Origin of the sequence: Nonomuraea sp. NPDC049714 (genome assembly GCF_044465295.1) — a bacterium.
GTDB lineage: Bacteria > Actinomycetota > Actinomycetes > Streptosporangiales > Streptosporangiaceae > Nonomuraea.
On the sequence record NZ_JBITLM010000003.1, the window covers coordinates 388,601 to 406,005 of the forward strand.

Here is a 17,405-nt window from a genome sequence, read left to right on the forward strand (position 1 = left end):
ACCGGTCAGGAAGATGGCGGGCGCTGGCCCGTCGCAGGACCGGGGACCCCCGCATAACGGTACGGCACCGGCTGCCTGCCCGGCTGCACGATGAGCAGGGTGCCCGTCTCCTCCGAGTAGAAGGCGGACTCCACGGCGGCGGCCACGTCGTCGGCGTCCAGCAGCGGGAATCCGGCGCTGGTGAACAACTCCCTGGCCTCGGCCACCAGTGGGGTGTCGGTGAAGCCGGGGCAGACGGCGTCGATCCTGATGTTCTCCTTCGCCAGCGGGTTGGCCAGGCCTCTGACCAGGCCGACGACGGCGTGCTTGGTCAAGGTGTAGATCGGGTCGCCGTCGTAGCCGACGAGCCCGGCCAGCGACGCCGTGACGACGATCGCGCCGCCGCCCGAGCGCTTGAGCAGCGGCAGGCTCGCGGCGACGCCGAAGACCACGCCGTCCACGTTCACCCCGACCGCCTTGCGGTAGGCGGCGGCGTCGAAGGCCGCCAGGTCCACACCGCTGGTGATGCCGGCGTTGAGGTGCACCAGGTCCAGCCGGCCGTACTTCTCCCGGGCCAGCTCGACGGCGCGCAGCGAGGCCTCCTCGGTGCTGACGTCGGCGGCCAGCCACGCGCCGCCGACCTCCTTGGCCAGCCGTTCGGCGCCTTCGCCGTCGAGGTCGACCAGGACGCAGGTGGCCCCGCCCGTCGACAACCGCCTGGCCACGGCGGCCCCGATGCCGCTCGCCGCTCCGGTGATCAGTGCAACAGTGCTCATGACGCTCCTCAGGGGTCGGACATGATGGGGATCACGACTCGTCGAGCATGCGGTGGGCGCGGGTGATCAGAGTGGGCACGGCGGCCCCGATCTGCTCGAAGCCCTCACCCACGGTCTTACCCTGCCGGAAGCGGGCGTGGATACCCTGCACGATGACCGCGAGCTTGAAGTTGCCGAAGGCCGTGTAGAAGCCGAGGTCGGAGATGTCGCGGCCGGACACCTTGCCGTAGTGGGCGGCGAACTCGGCGGCGTTCATGAAGCCGGGCGCGACCGTCACGTCCCCGGCCACCGGGATCCGGGCGCGCTCCTCGTCGCCGCGGTCCTGCCAGTAGGTCAGCGTGAGCCCGAGGTCGGCCAGCGGGTCGCCGAGCGTGGACATCTCCCAGTCCACCACGGCCATGATCTCCAGCTCCGCCGGACCGAGCCGTACGAGAGTGTTGTCGAGCCGGTAGTCGCCGTGCAGCAGCGTGCCGGCCGAGCCGGACGGCAGGCGCTCGCGCAGCCGGGTGCGGAGCCTGTCGTACTCGGGCAGGTCGTCGGTCCTCGACCGCTCCCACTGCTGGTTCCAGCGTTCGAGCTGACGGGTCAGGTAGCCCTCGGGCCGGCCGAAGTCGGCCAGGCCGACCTCGCGGTAGTCGACGGCGTGGATGGCGGCCAGGATCTCGGCCAGCCGCTCCGACAGCCGCCGGGTCCGCGCGGGCGCGGGCTCGCCGAGCTGCTGCCTGCTGCGTACGGCCTCGCCCTCGACGTGGCCCATCAGGTAGAACGGCGCTCCGATGACGTCCTCGTCGGCGCAGAACGCGATCGGCTCCGGGACGGGCACCGGGGTCGGGGCGAGCGCCGAGATGACCCGCCACTCGCGCCGCATGTCGTGCGCGGTCGGCAGGACGTGCCCGAGCGGCGGGCGGCGCAGCACCACACGCCGCTCGCCCATCTCGATCAGGTAGGTCAGGTTCGACCTGCCACCGGAGATCAGCGACACCGACAGGGGCTCACCGGCGTCGGGCACGTGCCGGCCCAGCCATCCGAAGAGCCGGGTCCGGTCAATCCCTGGTACGGTCATGGATCACTATTAGAACGTTATTCGGTCCTGAATGCCACCTGGGAGTTGGATAACGTTCCGAATCATGACCGGCCTACCACGGGCGCATATCCTCTAAGCTGGTCGAACATGTCTGCCCGCATGCTGATCCGAGTTCCGAGTAAGGCATGTCGACAGTAGGAGCCCATGCACGTCACACTCGTTCGCCCCAGCGAGTTGGGAGCATCCGAAGTAGGCCGCTGGCGCGCGCTTCAGGAAGCCGACCCAGCTTTCGACAACCCGTTCCTGTCTCCCGAGTTCACGATCACGGTCGGCGAACTCCGCGACATGGTATGGGTGGCGGTCGTCTATGACGGACCCGACATTGTGGGATTTTTCCCCTTTGAGCGTCATCCGCTGGGCATCGGCAGACCGGTGGCCGCCGGCCTGACCGACGCGCAGGGCATGATCCACGTCAAGGACGCCGACATCCATCCGCAGCGGCTGCTCAAGCTGTGCGGGCTCGCCGTCTACGAGTACGACCATCTGGTCACGGGCCAGCCGGTGCAGGGTGCCATGGCCGACGCCTACCCGTCGCCGGTCATCAATCTGCGCGACGGCTACGGTCCGTACACCGAGTTCCTGCGCGAGCACTCCGGCAAGACCTACAAGAGCACGCTGGCCAAGTCGCGCAAGCTCCAGCGCGACATCGGCGAGGTCCGGCACGACTACGCGACCCCCGACCTGGCGCCGCTGCGCACACTGCTGTCCTGGAAGACCGACCAGTACCGGCGCACCGGCCGCACCGACCGCTTCGCCCACCAGTGGATCGTCGAGCTGGTCGAGCGCCTGCTCGACACCCGCACCGACAGCTTCGCCGGTGTCCTCGACATGGTCTACGTCGACGGCACGCCGGTGGCCGGACACTTCGGCATCCGCACCCGCACCACCCTGGCCGGCTGGTTCCCCGCCTACGACACCGCCTTCGCCAAATACTCCCCCGGCCTCATCCAGCACCTGGCCATGGCCGAGAAGGCCGCCGAGTCCGGCATCCTGGTGGTCGACATGGGCCGCGGCCACAAGGAGTACAAAGAGAAGCTCAAGAACGGCGAGCTCATGGTGACCGAGGGCCGCATCGCCCGGCGCAGCGCGTCGGCAGGCGTCCACTGGATGCTCCGGGTGCCCGCCCGCAAGGCCCGCGCCACGGTGCTGGCCAACCCCCTGCTGCACCGGACCGCCGACAAGGCGCTGAAAACGTACGGACGGTTGCGTGCCGTCCTGCCCCTGTGAGACTGATCGCGGAGCGCACCGGCAGGCACTGCTTACTGCTGCCCTCCAACCGCCTGGGCCTCTACCTGGCGCTGCGCCACTGGTGCACGCCCGGCCAGCGGCTCCTCATGTCGCCCATCTCGGCCGACGAGATCCTCTTCCTCGTGCTGGCGGCGGGCCTGCGCCCGGTGATCGCGCCGCTGTCGGCGCGTGACGGCAACATCGACGCCGCCCAGGTGGACCTCTCCACGGTCGACGCGGTCCTGACCACCAATCTGTACGGCCTGCCGGACCAGGTGTCGGCGTTCACCGGCAAGATCCTCATCGAGGACGTGGCGCACGCCATGGAGACGAGCGTCGACGGCCGGCCGCTCGGCACCTTCGGTCAGGCCGGGGTCTTCAGCCTGTCCAAGCATCCCGGCGCCGGCTCGGGCGGGGTCCTGGCCGTCGAGCACGCGGCGGACCTGAAGGCCCTGGAACGAGCCCGCGACCAGCTGCTCCAGCCGGGCGCCTTCCGCGCCGAGCTACTCAGTGTGGCCACCTCGATGGCCCGCCAGGCGGCGCTCAGGCTCGACCTCGTCCGTCCCGCGCTGCGGCTGGCGCGGGCGCTGGGGCTGCAGGAGCCCCGTGACGGCTACCGCATCCCGCTGCTGGCCGAGGCCCTGTCGAAGGCGCTGCCGCACGCTCCGCTGCTGCCGCCCTTCGACCCGTGGGTCCAGGCCGACCTGCACTCCTACCGCACCGAGCGGGGCCGCCTGGCCCGGTGGTACCAGACGCGACGGGTGGCGGCGGTGGCCAGGGAGCGCTCGCGGAGGCTGGCGGGCGTGGCCCGGCTGGCCACCCTGCCGTCGGCCGCCTCGGCCGTCCGCGACCACCTCGACCAGCCGCTGTTCCGCGTCCCGCTGCTGGTGCGGGAGCGCGACGCCGCCATCGCCGAGCTGGAGCGGCACGGGGTGGCGACGGGCTATCTGTACGACCCGCCCTACGACGACTACGCCGAGCCCTTCACCCAGCCCTCCGACGACCCGGCCGCGGCCCGCTGGTGGGCGCGGCACGTCCTGCCTGTCGACCCGCTGTTCGCCTCCCGCTCGCTGCCGGTGCTGCGCAGCCTGGAGCCCGCCTGGGAACGCGTCCGATGACCCGGCTCAGGCCGCGCCGCCGATCAGCCCGGCGAGGATCCGGCACCCACGCCTGACGTCGGTGAGCGACGCCGAGCCGTAGCCGATCACCAGGCCGTGCAGCCGCTCGGGGCCGAAGTGGTGCCGTTCGACCGTGTCGAGCAGGACACCGCGCTCCGCGGCCCGCTCCACGATGTCCGGCCCGGTCCCGGGCGCCAGCTCGGCCAGGACGTGCAGCCCCGCCGTGTCCCCGCGCAGGCGGCAGACCTCGCCGAGGACCTCGACGACCACGGCGCGGCGGCGCGCGTACTCCAGACGCATCCTGCGCAGGTGCCGGTCGAGGTCGCCGCGCTCCAGCAGGGTCGCCACCGCGTGCTGCACCGGGCCGCTCGTACGGTCGCAGACGGCGCGCCTGATCTCGGCGATCCGGTCCAGCAGCTCGGGGGCCCCGACCAGCCAGCCGACCCCGATGTCCGGCGCCAGCGACTTCGACAACGTGCCCAGCAGCACCACACGGGCCGGGTCGAGGCCGTAGAGGGCGGGCAGCGGGGCGACGTCGTAGCGGAACTCGGCGTCGTAGTCGTCCTCCACGACGATGGCGCCGGTGCGCCTGGCCCAGGCGAGCAGCCGCTCCCTGCGCGGGATCGGCAGCCGCCCGCCCACGGGATACTGGTGCGCCGGCGTGGTGTAGAGCAGGCGCAGGTCGTCGGGCAGCCCTTCGGCGATCACCCCGTCCTCGTCCACCGGGCACGGCACCACCTCCGCTCCCCTGGCGGCGAACACGGTGCGGGCCACGTGATAGCCGGGATCCTCCACGCCCGCCCTGGTGCCGGCACCGAGCAGCGCCAGCGCGCAGAGGTCGAGCCCGTTGCCGGTGCCCCTGGTGACCAGGATGTTCTCCGGCCCCACCGGCACGGACCTGGCCCTGCGCAAGTGGTCGGCGAGCAGCTCTCTGAGGTGCGGCAGGCCGTAGGGGTCGGGGTAGTCGCCCGGAGGCAGCTCGGCGGCCTTGCGCCAGGCCCGCTTCCAAGCCGCCCGGTCGTAGTCGCGGACCCAGGGGTGGCCCGGCGTCAGGTTGATCTCCTTCTCGCCCGGCACGGCCCGACGCCGCATCCTGGGGCTGGGGGTCTCCGGCACCGAGCGGCGGGGCGAGTCCAGCGTGGCGACGAACGTGCCGGAGCCGTGCCGTCCCTCCAGCCAGCCCTCGGCGTAAAGTTGCTGGTACGCCTCCGTGACGACCGTCCGGCTCACGCTGAGCTGGTCCGCGAGCCCACGCGAGGAGGGCAGCCGCTCCCCGGGCGCCAGCGACCCGGACAGCATCGCGCCGCGCAGCCAGTCGGCGAGCTGCGTGGTGAGCGGGACGGCCGCCTCCCGGGACAGGGAGATGGGCAGGTCAACGAGGGAACGCACGGAAGTGGTCTCCGGAAAGTGTCCGATAGTGGCTCTCCAGGATAGGTCCACTTTCTCGTTACGGTCGTACGCATGCTCTCCACTACCGCCCGGACCCGCCTCGGCCGCGAGAAGAACCGGGGCAGCGCTGACCGGAACGATCTGTACGACGTGCTCGACGCCGGCCTGATCTGCCATCTGGGCGTGGTGGTCGACGGCCACCCGATGGTGATCCCCACCGGCTACGGCCGGATCGGCGACACCCTCTACCTGCACGGCTCGACCGGCGCCCGGTCCCTGCGCGCCGCCGGCTCCGGCGGCTCGGGCGGCTCCGGCGGCTCCGGCGGCTCGGGCGGCTCCGGCAGTGACGTGTGCGTCACGGTCACGCACGTCGACGGCATCGTGCTGGCCCGTTCGGTCTTCAACCACTCGGTCAACTACCGCTCGGCGATGATCTACGGCCGGGCCCGGCCGGTGACGGACGAGGAGGAGCGGATGGCGGGCCTGCGAGCCCTGACCGAGCAGCTCGCCCCCGGCCAGTGGGACTACGCCAGGCCGCCCACGGCCAAGGAGCTCGCCGCGACCGCCGTGCTCGCGCTGTCCCTGGAGGAGGCGTCGGTCAAGATCCGCCGGGGCGCGCCGATTGACGACGAGGCCGACTACGCGCTGCCCGTATGGGCGGGAGTGTTGCCCATTGACACCAAATGGGGCGAACCACAGCCAGACCCGGTGCTTCCCAAAGAAATCGGTATACCTGTTCACATATCAAGCCGGTAGTAGTTCCATAAACACGGGCCGCCAGGCAAACCCGGCCCCCGGATCGAACGTCTCATCAGGTGGGCCGACTTCTGATGGGAGAGCCAAATGGAGTGGGAAGCTCCTGGTTACACGGAAGTCAAGCAGATCGGGGCCGGTGTCAGCGGCCGGGTCGTGCTGGCGGTGCACGACGAGACGGGCATCAAGGTCGCGATCAAGTACCTCTCGCAGAGGTGGCGGCGCGATCCGGTGGCCCTGGCACGGTTCCGGTCCGAGGCCCGGCTGCTGACCACGCTGCGCGACCCGAACGTCGCCACGCTGTGGGAGTACATCCAGGACCAGCACGGTGCCGCCATCGTGATGGAGCTGGTCAACGGCGTCTCCCTGCGCGCCCTGCTGCGCGAGAACGGCACCACCGGGCCGGAGGCGGCGCTGGTCGTGCTCAAGGGCTCGCTGCTCGGCCTGGCCAAGGCCCACTCCCTGGGGCTGGTGCACCGGGACTACAAGCCCGAGAACGTGATCGTCCGCGAGGACGGCGCGAGCAAACTGGTGGACTTCGGCATCGCCGTACGGGAGGGGACGATCTCCCAGCCCGAGGGGACGCCCCCGTACATGGCGCCCGAGCTGTGGTCCGGGCAGCCCTCTACGGCCGCCACCGACGTCTACGCCGCCACGGCCGTGTTCTTCGAGTGCCTGACCGGGCACCGGCCCTACCGTTCGACCGAGCCGACCGTCCTCGGCTACCAGCACGTACACGTCCCGGTGCCCGCCCACGACGCGCCCGAGCCGGTGCGCGAGCTCATCCTGCACGGCATGGCCAAGGACCCGGCGGCCCGCCCCGCCAGCGCGGAGGCGTTCCTGGCCAAGCTGGAGGCGACCGCCAGGGCCGCCTACGGCGAGGACTGGGAGGAGCGCGGCAGGCGCCGGCTGGCCGCGCTGGTGGTGCTGCTCGGCCTGCTCTTACCGGTGCCGCAGACCCCGCCGCCCGCGCAGGTCACCACGTCACTGGCACAGACGGTATTCCGGAGCGGGCGCGGCGGCGCGGTCAAGGCGGCGAAGGGCACCACACGCGGGGTGCGCGGCGGCGCGGTCAAGCTGGCGATGGGCACCACACTCGCCGCCCTGGTGGCCGCGACGGTGATCATCGTGATGGCCAACCGGGACCGGCCCACGCCGTTCAACCCGGTGGCGGCCGCGCCCTCGGAGTCGAGGCCGCCGGCCGGGCTGTCGTCGCCGCCCTCCACCGCGCCGAGCCGGACGACGGCCGAGACCCCGGCGGCCGTCCCGCAGGTCGGCCCGCAGCAACTGATCACCGACAGTCCGTCCCTCGGCCAGCCGCCCGCCTCCGACTCCCTCTCCCCCACGACGACCACCGGCCCCCCACCCGCCTCGACGCCCCCCTCGACCCCGACGTCGCCCCCCACTGCGACGTCCACCCGCAGCACACCGCCGAACTCGGCCCCGCCCACCGGCACCCCGACCACCCCGCGGGTCACCACACCGCCTGCGACCACGCCACGAGTCACCACCCCACCGGTCACGACACCACCCGTCACCACGCCTGCCACCACCCCGCGGGTCACCACACCGCCTGTCACCACACCACCCGTCACCACACCACCCGTCACCACACCACCCGTCACCACACCACCCGTCACCACGCCGCCGGTGACCACGCGGCCCGTCACCGCTGTGTCGCGGCTCACCGTGGACCGCTTCACGGTGGACCGCGCCGTGGCCGGTGGGACGTACACCGTCGGCGCCACCGGCACCGCGCCGATCGTCCTGAACGCCGCCTGGCGGGTGGGCGGCGAGACAGTCCACAACGAGCGGGTACGGCTCAGCGGCGCCACCTCCTACACCGGCTCCCTGCGGCACGTCCTGCGGGAGCCGCCGTGCGGCGAGCGGGTCACCTTCACCGTCAGCACCACCCCGGCGGCCGCCGGCGGGGCGAGTTCGTCCACGGTCAGCGTGCCCGAGTGCCCGACGCGGGTGACCGGGCTGCGCGTCGGCCTCCGGATGGACGCCGCGTCCGGCGTCGCCCGCGCCCAGGTCACCATGACGACCAGCGGCACCGCGGCGGTGCCCGTGACGGCCGCGTTCGCGGTCAACCGGGATCAGGTCGGGACACGGGACGCGACCCTGTCCGGGCGGACCTCGTACAGCCAGTCCTTCACGCACACCTTCAGGTCCCGTCCGTGCGGTGCCGTCGTCACGGTGCGGGTGCGCGCGGGCGGGCGCGCGGCGACCGGCCGCGCGGAGGTCACCTGCCCGGCTGAGGTGAAGCGGGTGTCGATCTCACGCGCCGTGCTGGACGGGAACACCGCCAGCGCGTCGATCGCGGTGACCACCGGCAACACACGACCGGTACGGGTGAACGTGGTTTTCACCCTGGACGGCAGGACCGTCGGCGCCAAGGCGGTCACCCTGTCCGGCGAGACTTCATACCTCACGACCGTGAGCCACGCCTACGGCGAGGTGCCGTGCGGGGCGTCCTGGCGGGTGCGGGCCGGCACCCGGCCCGCAGCGGGCAACGGAGGCGACTCGGCGGGCGGCAGGACCCCGGCCTGCCCACAGCCCGAGGAACCCACGAAGAGCCCTCGGCCAGAGAGTTCGGATACGGGCGAAACCATTAACTGACCTGCCCTTTCTTACTTATCGGGATATTACCTGTCATAGGTCTGTAGCGGCTGGATAAACTACGCTCCTTCTGTATAGGGCGGGGGCCCAGAGGACTCCAGGAGGAGACCGTATGTACGGGGATAGTCAGTGGGGGGTTCCCGGATACACCGAGGTTCGCGAGCTCGGCAGCGGAGCGACCGGCAGAGTGGCCCTGGCCCGGCGGGACCACGACGGCGCCGAGGTCGCCATCAAATACCTGTCCGACGAGCTCAGGGCCGACGTGGGCTTCGTGGCGCGTTTCCGGCACGAGGCCAGGCTGCTCGGCACCATGCGCAGCCCGCACAACGCCCGCCTGATCGACTACGTCGAGACGGGCTACGGCGCGGCCATCATCATGGAGCTGGTCAACGGCGTCTCGTTACGCGAGTTGGTCAGGTCGCAGGGCCCGACGGGTCCCGAGGCCGCGCTGACGGTTCTCAAGGGCTCGCTGCAGGGTCTTGCGGCCGCTCACGCGATGGGAGTCGTGCACCGCGACTTCAAGCCGGAGAACGTGATCGTCCAGGGCGACGGTGAGAGCAAGCTCGTCGACTTCGGCATCGCGGTCATGGCCGGAGAGGGCACGAGCGCTGCCGGCACCCCGCCGTACATGGCGCCGGAGCAGTGGGCCGGCCACCCGGCCTCGCCCGCCACCGATGTCTACGCCGCCACCGTGGTGTTCTTCGAGTGCCTGACCGGCGCCCGCCCCTATCGGGCCCCCAACCTCGCCGCGCTCGCGCGGCAGCACCAGAGCGCGCCGCCGCCGGTCGAAGAGGTGCCCGGCCCGCTGCAAGGACTGCTCGAGCGGGGCCTGGCCAAGCACTCGATCGAGCGCCCACCGTCCGCCGAGGCGTTCCTCACCGAGCTGGAGGCCATCGCGGCCGACGCGTACGGGCCCGGCTGGGAGGAGCGCGGCAGGCGACGGCTGGCCGGCCTGGCCGGTCTGCTGCTCCTGATGTTCCCGAACGCGCCCGAGGCTCCCGCCGAGGTGGGGACCACCCTGGCGGAGACCCGCTTCAGCGAGCCGGCCAAGGTGATGGGCAGGTTCCCGGCGAAGGTCGTGATCAGCACGGCGTGCGCCGGTGTGGTGATCGCGATCGGGGTCGTGCTGGTGAACACCCTCGACGAGGAGCCCGTGCTGCGGGCGCAGACCTCGCAGGTGACGCCGAGCGCGCTCCCGCCCGAGACCGAGCCACCCGGTGCGGAGCCGACCGAGACCGAGCCACCCGTCGAGTCCGAGCCCGAGGAGGAACCGACACCCGAGGCGACCCCTGCGGAGCCGACGGAGACCGCGAGCGTCGCCCCGCCCGTCGTGAACCCGACCACCACCAAGACTCCCATCAGGAGCCCCAAGGTGAAGACCCCGGCGGCCAGACCCACCCGCACGCGGGTGAAGACGCCCGCCCCCACCGCCACCGGGCCCTCGGACCCGGTGCTGAACAGCAAGCCCCGGAACGACGACGACGGCGTGCCGATGGTCACCCGGACCCCGCAGCCGACCCGATCGCCGGTTCGCACCCCCGACACCCGGCCCACCCGGTCCGAGATCCCGACCACGAGTCCCGGTACGCCCACCACCTCGTCCAGCGGGGGCTCCACTCCCCGCGACACACCTACCGACTCCGACGGGAACCCGGTCACCCCGCGCTCGGCGAACGTTCCCGAGATCCGGCGGGTTCCCGAGATCAAGCGGGTACGGGAGTCCGCGGTCGTGGCCCCGGCCGCGCTGCTCGCGCTCGGCCTGATGACGTCCGGCGCGGTTCCGGTCACACTGGCGGTGAAACGTCGCATGGCGGGACGGCACCGCACGAAGCGCTGAACGGGCCGGGGGCATCGTCGATGACCAATCCGAGAAACGGCATCGCCGGATTCCAGTTGACCGAGCACACCTGGATCACCGAGGTGGGCAACTGGATCGACGCGATCTCGCCCGATGGCCGCCGGGCGGGAGCGCTGCTGTTCGACGCCCGCATCATCGACACGCCGGGCGTGCGCGACCGGGTCGTGTCGGCCGTGCTGACCGACCGCGGGCTGGCCCTGGGCGGGCTGCCCGGCCTCATCCCGGTCGCGGACGTGGTGGCGGCCGGGCCGCAGGTGTGGCTGCTGACCGCGCAGGCCGTCACCCCGACCCTGACCGGCCTGCTGGCCACCGGGTCGGTCGACGCGAGCGGCGCGGCGTCCGTGCTCGCCGAGACGGCCCACACCCTCGTCGCGCTGCACGCGGCGGGGGTCACGCACGGCTCGGTGCATCCCGGCACCGTGGTGATCACGGCCGAGGGCGGCGCGCTGCTGTCGGAGCGCGGCCTGTCGGACGCCATCCATGGCCGGCTGTCCACGCCCGAACGCGACGCGTCCGGATGGGCCGCGCTGGCCCGCGGACTGGCCGCCTCGTGCGCGCGCGACGCTCCCAGGGCCGCCGACCTCTTCGAGCGGGCCGCCGTGACGGCGACCACCCGGGGGCTCGCGGCGGCCAGGAGCATGCTGCTGGCCGAGCGTGACCTGCTGCCCGGTGGCGTGCTCAGCCGGCACGGGCTGGCCCAGGCGGCCCGTGGCCAGTCGGTGTTCGCGCAGCCGGCCGCGTACACCAGACCGGAGGACGCGGCCGGTCGCGGCCGGGAGGCGGACCGCGACGAGGGCGACATCGTCACACTGCTCCGCGTCCCGGGCACAGGCACAGGCCCTGGCCTAGGTGGGGCGGGCGCGGGGGCCGGGATGGGCACGGGACCGGGGGGTCAGCATCCCGGCTCGGGCGCCGGTGGGTTCGGGCAGGCGCCCACCGGGGGGCAGGCGATGCTGGGCAGCCAGGCGTCGACGCACCCCAGTCCCGGCGACCAGGGCGGGGTGCGCTTCGGACCCGGCGTGGGGGCCGGGGTCGACACCGAGACACCGGCCGAACGGATCTGGCGCGAGGGGCGCGACGGGCCCGGGCGGGGCACGGCGAGGCGTGCCAAGGCGCGGCGCCGCCGGACGATCCTGGCCGCGGGCATCCTCGCGGTCATCCTGGCCGGCGCGGCCGTCGCCTGGCTCAGGCTGGGCGACTCGCCGGACCTGGCGGTCGCGTCCGTCGCCGTCAAGGCCCCGAAGAAGACCCAGCGCTGCAACAGCTCCGTGCTCATCACCGGCACGATCGTCACCAACGGCGAAGCCGGCGAGATCACCTACGAGTGGCGCAAGAACCTGGACAAGGAGGTGGTCAAGGCGACCCTGGAGACCACGTCCGACAAGACCTCCTACAGTGTGCCGCTGAGGTGGTCGCTGCAGGGCAAGAGCACCGTCAAGGCCACCGCCACGTTACGGGTGCTGTCGCCGGGCCCGGCGCGCACCGGGAAGGCGAGCTTCACTTACCGGTGTTGAACCACGCAACAATGCATCTCAAACCGGTTCTTACTACTCTGACGGACATGACCACGCAGACCCCCGCGGGCTGGTACCCCGACCCCTACGGTTCGCCACAGCTCAGGTGGTGGGACGGCTCCCAGTGGACGGACGCCACCCACCCCTTGGAGCAGCAGGGACCCCAGCAGCAGCCGCCCGCCGGCCCCCAACCGGCCTCAGGCCCGCAGCAGCCCTACGGCAACCACCAGCCCGACTGGTCGGCCACCCCCGCGAACCCCACGCTCGCATACGGCCAGTCACCGCAACCTCCCCACGGCCGGCAGCAGCCCACCCAGTGGAGCGGCGCCCCGCTGCCCGGCGCCGGCTACGGCCCGCCGCGTAAGCAGAGCAATCCTCTGCCGTGGGTGTTCGGCGGGCTGGCGGCGGTGGTCGTGATCGCGTTGATCGTGGTGGCCGGCGTCTTCGTGGTCAACAACAGCTCCGCCCCGGTCGGGATGCCCTCCGAGTCGCCCTCGCAGAGCCTGGAGGAGACACCGGAGCAGACTCCTGAGTCGACGCCTGAGCCGACGCCGTCCGCCGAGCCGCCCACAGCCTCGGCCGAGCTCCCCGCGCCGGAGTCAGGTCGGGTCACCGACCCGAAGGCGGAGGTCTCGTTCGAGGTGCCCGAGGGCTGGGAGGTGCCGAAGACCCCGATCAACGGCAGCGACCCGCGAAGCCAGCAATGGACGAGTGGCGTCCAGAAGACCTCGCACGACAACTACGACGGCAAGAATGCCAGCTGGATCGGCAACGTCTACACCGGGACGCTGAGCGAGAGCTATCCCTACGCCGGGACGTCCGGGCTGAGCGCCACGGCCAAGACCATCTTCCTGGACTTCAACGCCAGGTACTACGGCCTCCCGCACAAGAACAAGATCATCGCTGACAAGGCCATGAAGATCGGCGACCGGGACGCCTGGGTGCTCCAGTTCGAGCTCGACTTCACCGAGGAGTCGGAGAAGAACGACTACAAGTGGAAGAAGGAGAACGGCGCGATCGTGCTGATGGACCGGGGGGAGGGCCAACGACCGGCCCTGGTCTACATGTCCGTCCCGGACAATCTCGGCACCGACGTCGTCAGCGACGTTCTGAGCTCGCTGAAGCCCGCCTGACCGGTGGCACTAGGCTGGTGGGACAAGCAAGCGGGCGGATCGCTCCGAGCCGCTGCGGCGAGGAGAACGAATGAGTGACGTGCTGGTCTGGATCGACTGCGAGATGACGGGGCTCGATCTCGGGCGCGACGCGCTCGTCGAGGTGGCGTGCGTCGTCACCGACAGCGAGCTCAACCAGCTGGACGAGGGCGTCGACGTGGTCATCAAGCCGCCGCCGGAGTCCCTGGAGCAGATGTCGCAGGTGGTCCGCGAGATGCACACCGCCTCCGCGCTGCTGCCCGAGCTGGCGGGCGGCGTGACGCTGGCGGAGGCGGAGTCCCTGGTGCTCGACTACATCCGCCGCCACGTTCCGGAGCCGAAGAAGGCGCCGCTCTGCGGCAACTCCATCGGCACCGACCGCACGTTCCTGTCCAGGGACATGCCGGCGGTCGACGGCTACCTGCACTACCGCATGATCGACGTCTCGTCGATCAAGGAGCTGGTGCGCCGCTGGTATCCCCGCGTCTACTTCGCCGCGCCGGAGAAGCAGGGCGGCCACCGGGCACTGGCGGACATCACCGAGAGCATCCGGGAGCTGCGCTACTACCGCGCGGCCGTGTTCGTGGGTCAGCCGGGGCCCGACTCGGCGACCGCCCGGACGCTCGCCGAGCGTGTCACGGGTTAATCAGTGGCGTAAAGGGTCCCGAAGACCGCTACACTTTTCCTGTGCCGCTCATGCGGGTGGCTCATGGTGGGTGTAGCTCAGGCGGTAGAGCGCCAGGTTGTGGTCCTGGATGTCGAGGGTTCAAGTCCCTTCACTCACCCCAAGGCGTAACGGCCGGTCCTTCGGGACCGGCCGTTGCCGTTTTTTCCAACATTGTCCCCAAAACATGACAATGCGAGTTATGCTCGCTGTCTACCGCTAACGCCGGAAGCGCGGGGGCCTCGGCGATCTGACCGTCTTCGTTCCGGAGGCCGGATGAGAGTCGACGATGCAGCGTTTGACAGCGTGTTCACGTCCTTGAGCAAGCGCGAGGCCGAGGTCATGGATCTGATCGCCACCGGTCAGTCCAACGGCCAGATCGCGCAGCGACTGTTCCTCAGCGAGAAGACGGTGAAGAACCACGTCAACCGCATCTACGCCAAGCTCGGCGTGGACTCGCGGGTCACGGCCATCGGCCTGTGGCTGTCTCGCTCCTCCGAATAGCCGGTACGCCCCCCGGCCCCTCCCGGCCGGCCCGGCGCCGGAGACGTCCTGTCAGGGCTACGAGCGCTGTTCCAGGGACGTCGACAGGGCCGCGAGGCCGTGGTCGAGGTCGTGCTCGGAGATGTTCAGGGCCGGGCGCAGCCGGATGGAGCGCGGGCCGCACGGCAGCACCAGGACGCCCGCCTCCTCCCTCAGCTGGGTGACCAGGGCGTCGCGCTCTGCGGTGCCGGGCAGGTCGAAGGCGCACATGAGGCCCCGGCCGCGGACGTTGGCGACGGTGGCCGGATGCTCGGCTTCGAGCTTGGTGAGCCGTTCGAGGATGAGAGCGCCCAGCGTGCCGGCGCGCGGGATCAGGCCGTCCCGTTCGACGATCTCCAGCAGGCCCCTGCTGCGCACCATGTCCACCAGGCCGCCGCCCCAGGTGGAGTTGATCCGGCCGCTCTGCCGGAAGACGTTGTCGGACACCTGGTCCAGGCGGCCGCCCGCCATGATGCCGCCCACCTGGACCTTCTTGGCGAAGGCCACGATGTCGGGCGACAGGCCGAGCTGCTGGTAGGCCCAGGGGGTGCCGGTCGTGCCGCCGCCCGTCTGGACCTCGTCCAGGACGAACAGCGCGTCGTGCTCGTGACAGAGGCCCTGCATGGCCTGCAGGAACTCCGCGCGCATGTGGTTGTCGCCACCCTCGCCCTGGATGGGCTCGGCGATGAAACAGGCGATGTCGTACGGATACCGCTCGAACGCGGCGCGAGCCTGGGCGAGCGCTCGTTCCTCGGCCGCCTCGACGTCGCCGTGGTGGATGGCCGGCACATCGATGCGCGGCCAGTCGAAGACGGGGTACCGCTCGGTCTTGACCGGGTCGGTGTTGGTCAGGCTCATCGTGTAGCCGCTGCGGCCGTGGAAGGCCTTGGTGAGGTGCAGGACGCGGGTGCCGAGAGCGGGCGATCTGCCTTCGGCCTCGTTGCGGCGGCTCTTGTAGTCGAAGGCGGCCTTCAGGGCGTTCTCGACGGCCAGGGCGCCACCCTCGACGAAGAACAGGTGCGGCAGGGCGGGGTCACCGAGCACCCGGGTGAAGGTGTCGACGAAGTCGGCCAGATGCTCGGTGTAGATGTCGGAGTTGGCGGGCTTGTTCCGCGCCACCTGGCCGAGGAGCCGGGTGAAGTCCGGGTCGAAGGACGGGTTCACGCCGAGGGGAGCCGAGGCGAAGAAGGTATAGAAGTCCAGATATCGGCGGCCGTCGCGGGCGTCGACGAGCCAGGGCCCCTGGCTCAGCTCCAGATCCAGCACCAGGCGGTAACCGTCGACGAGCAGGTGGCGGGCAAGGCGGGCGTGTACGTCCATGTCTCCTCCACGTATGGCCGGACATTCAATACATTCCCCTCCTCAACCTCGACATATCCACAAAATTTACGGATATTGGCTCTTTGGCACCATCTTCTTCACCCGGAACGACAGCGCGACCAGCGCGATGCCGTACAGGATGGCGAAGATCGCGATCAGCCAGACCAGGCTGAGCATCCCCGCCCCCGGCCAGATCAGCAGGAGGATGCCGAAGATCACCGACAGGGCGCCGGCCAGGATGAGCGTCCACTCGTTGTCGATCACCTTGCGGAGCCGGATGCCGTCCATGATCTCGGCCACCCCGGTGAAGATCGCCCAGAAGGCGATGACGTACAGCAGCGCCAGGGACGTGATCCCCGGCCAGATGAATGCCACCAGGCCCGCCAGGATCCCGACAATTCCGGAGATGATGAGCCAGGCCCGCGACCGCGCCCCATGCCGGAACGCCGAGAAGATCGAGAAGACCCCGTCCACGATCGCGTAGGCGCCGAAGAAGATCACCAGCACCAGCAGTGTGATGCCTGGCCAGATCAGCGCCAGGATCCCGAAGATGATCGCCGCGATGCCGCGGATGAGCACCAACCACCAGGTGCGCGCGAGTTGCTCCATTCCCGACTGTTGTCCGCGCCGAGCACCCGCCCAACCCCTGACAAGGTCAAAACTGTGTGGCTGGGGATGGACGCGGTCAAACTGCGTGACTGGGGATGGACGCGGTCAAACCGTGTGGCCGGGGATGGACGCGGTCGAACTGCGTGACGCGCGCACGTGGTCGGAACCGCGTCACTGGGAGTAGACGACGATCGACACCGCGATGTACTGGACCAGGTAGGCGGCGAGGGTGAAGGCGTGGAAGACCTCGTGGTAGCCGAACCAGCGCGGCGACGGGTCCGGGCGGCGCAGCCCGTACACGATCGCGCCCGCGCTGTAGAAGACGCCGCCGACGGCGACCAGCACCACGGCGACCATGCCCGCACCCTGCAGGAGTTGCGGCATCACGAAGACGGCGGTCCAGCCGAGCGCCAGGTACAGGACCGTGTAGAGCCAGCGCGGCGCGCCCATCCACAACACCCTGAACAGCACGCCGGCCAGCGCTCCGCCCCAGGTCACGGTGAGCACGGCGACCCTGGGGATCCCGTCGAGCGCGAGCAGCGCGAACGGCGTGTAGGTGCCCGCGATGATCAGATAGATGTTGGCGTGGTCGAGGCGGCGCAGCACCTCGGCCAGTCGGGGGCCGAGCGTGCTGCGGTGGTAGGTGGCCGAGATGCCGAAGAGCAGCGCGGAAGTGATCGCGTAGATGGCGGAGGCGAGCCGGGCCTGCAGGGTCGGCCCGAGGGCCACGAGCGTGAACCCCGCGATCAGCGTCACGGGCAGCGCCCCCGCGTGCAACCACCCCCGCAGCCTGGGCTTAACGGTGATCGTCGTCATTTA

At 70.9% G+C, this 17,405-nt stretch carries 15 protein-coding genes and 1 tRNA gene; 10 read left to right on the forward strand and 6 right to left on the reverse strand.

From position 1 onward, the window contains the following. Positions 1–5: 5 nt before the first annotated feature. Together ACIBQX_RS15075 and ACIBQX_RS15080 are read right to left on the reverse strand one after the other, a co-directional pair. Positions 6–755, reverse strand: coding sequence for an SDR family oxidoreductase (locus tag ACIBQX_RS15075; protein ID WP_397004595.1), 750 nt, complete (start codon positions 753–755; stop codon positions 6–8). Positions 756–786: 31 nt separating this feature from the next. Next, positions 787–1,818, reverse strand: a complete 1,032-nt coding sequence (locus tag ACIBQX_RS15080; protein WP_397004597.1) for a phosphotransferase family protein — start codon at positions 1,816–1,818, stop codon at positions 787–789. A gap of 165 nt (positions 1,819–1,983) precedes the next feature. On the opposite strand from ACIBQX_RS15080, the gene ACIBQX_RS15085 reads away from it, so the two are divergent. Then, positions 1,984–3,066 (forward strand): GNAT family N-acetyltransferase, encoded by a 1,083-nt coding sequence (locus ACIBQX_RS15085; protein WP_397004599.1) that lies wholly within the window; start codon positions 1,984–1,986, stop codon positions 3,064–3,066. After that, the gene (locus ACIBQX_RS15090) at positions 3,063–4,184 is read left to right on the forward strand and encodes a DegT/DnrJ/EryC1/StrS family aminotransferase (RefSeq protein ID WP_397004601.1); all 1,122 of its coding nucleotides are present in this window, start codon (positions 3,063–3,065) and stop codon (positions 4,182–4,184) included. The genes ACIBQX_RS15085 and ACIBQX_RS15090 overlap by 4 nt, the downstream gene beginning before the upstream one ends. 6 nt (positions 4,185–4,190) lie before the next feature. Here the strand turns inward: ACIBQX_RS15090 and ACIBQX_RS15095 are convergent, their stop codons facing one another. Then, the gene (locus tag ACIBQX_RS15095) at positions 4,191–5,573 is read right to left on the reverse strand and encodes a PLP-dependent aminotransferase family protein (protein ID WP_397004603.1); all 1,383 of its coding nucleotides are present in this window, start codon (positions 5,571–5,573) and stop codon (positions 4,191–4,193) included. Between the two features lie 72 nt (positions 5,574–5,645). Between ACIBQX_RS15095 and ACIBQX_RS15100 the strand changes: the two genes are divergently transcribed. From ACIBQX_RS15100 to ACIBQX_RS15135, 8 genes are all read left to right on the forward strand, one after another. Beyond that, a complete protein-coding gene (locus ACIBQX_RS15100; protein ID WP_397004605.1) occupies positions 5,646–6,329 on the forward strand; it encodes a pyridoxamine 5'-phosphate oxidase family protein in 684 nt (227 codons plus the stop codon). 87 nt (positions 6,330–6,416) lie between these two features. After that, positions 6,417–8,948, forward strand: a complete 2,532-nt coding sequence (locus tag ACIBQX_RS15105) for a protein kinase (protein WP_397004607.1) — start codon at positions 6,417–6,419, stop codon at positions 8,946–8,948. 112 nt (positions 8,949–9,060) lie between these two features. Next, a complete protein-coding gene (locus ACIBQX_RS15110) occupies positions 9,061–10,785 on the forward strand; it encodes a serine/threonine-protein kinase (RefSeq protein WP_397004609.1) in 1,725 nt (574 codons plus the stop codon). Positions 10,786–10,805: 20 nt separating this feature from the next. After that, positions 10,806–12,320: a hypothetical protein gene (locus ACIBQX_RS15115; RefSeq protein ID WP_397004611.1), complete on the forward strand. Its 1,515-nt coding sequence runs from the start codon at positions 10,806–10,808 to the stop codon at positions 12,318–12,320. Between the two features lie 47 nt (positions 12,321–12,367). Beyond that, positions 12,368–13,453: a DUF2510 domain-containing protein gene (locus ACIBQX_RS15120; RefSeq protein ID WP_397004613.1), complete on the forward strand. Its 1,086-nt coding sequence runs from the start codon at positions 12,368–12,370 to the stop codon at positions 13,451–13,453. A gap of 70 nt (positions 13,454–13,523) precedes the next feature. After that, a complete protein-coding gene (gene orn, locus ACIBQX_RS15125; RefSeq protein WP_189136750.1) occupies positions 13,524–14,117 on the forward strand; it encodes an oligoribonuclease in 594 nt (197 codons plus the stop codon). Between the two features lie 66 nt (positions 14,118–14,183). Next, positions 14,184–14,259 (forward strand) — tRNA-His (locus tag ACIBQX_RS15130). Positions 14,260–14,453: 194 nt separating this feature from the next. Next, positions 14,454–14,639 (forward strand): LuxR C-terminal-related transcriptional regulator, encoded by a 186-nt coding sequence (locus ACIBQX_RS15135; RefSeq protein ID WP_397004615.1) that lies wholly within the window; start codon positions 14,454–14,456, stop codon positions 14,637–14,639. A 57-nt stretch (positions 14,640–14,696) separates the two neighbouring features. Here ACIBQX_RS15135 and lat read toward each other — a convergent pair whose 3' ends face one another. From lat to ACIBQX_RS15150, 3 genes are all read right to left on the reverse strand, one after another. Beyond that, positions 14,697–15,977: an L-lysine 6-transaminase gene (lat, locus tag ACIBQX_RS15140; RefSeq protein WP_397004617.1), complete on the reverse strand. Its 1,281-nt coding sequence runs from the start codon at positions 15,975–15,977 to the stop codon at positions 14,697–14,699. Between the two features lie 66 nt (positions 15,978–16,043). Next, entirely contained in the window at positions 16,044–16,586 is a 543-nt protein-coding gene (locus ACIBQX_RS15145; protein WP_397004619.1) for an HdeD family acid-resistance protein, read from the reverse strand. Positions 16,587–16,757: 171 nt separating this feature from the next. Continuing rightward, positions 16,758–17,402, reverse strand: coding sequence for a hemolysin III family protein (locus ACIBQX_RS15150; RefSeq protein WP_397004621.1), 645 nt, complete (start codon positions 17,400–17,402; stop codon positions 16,758–16,760). Positions 17,403–17,405 lie beyond the last annotated feature (3 nt).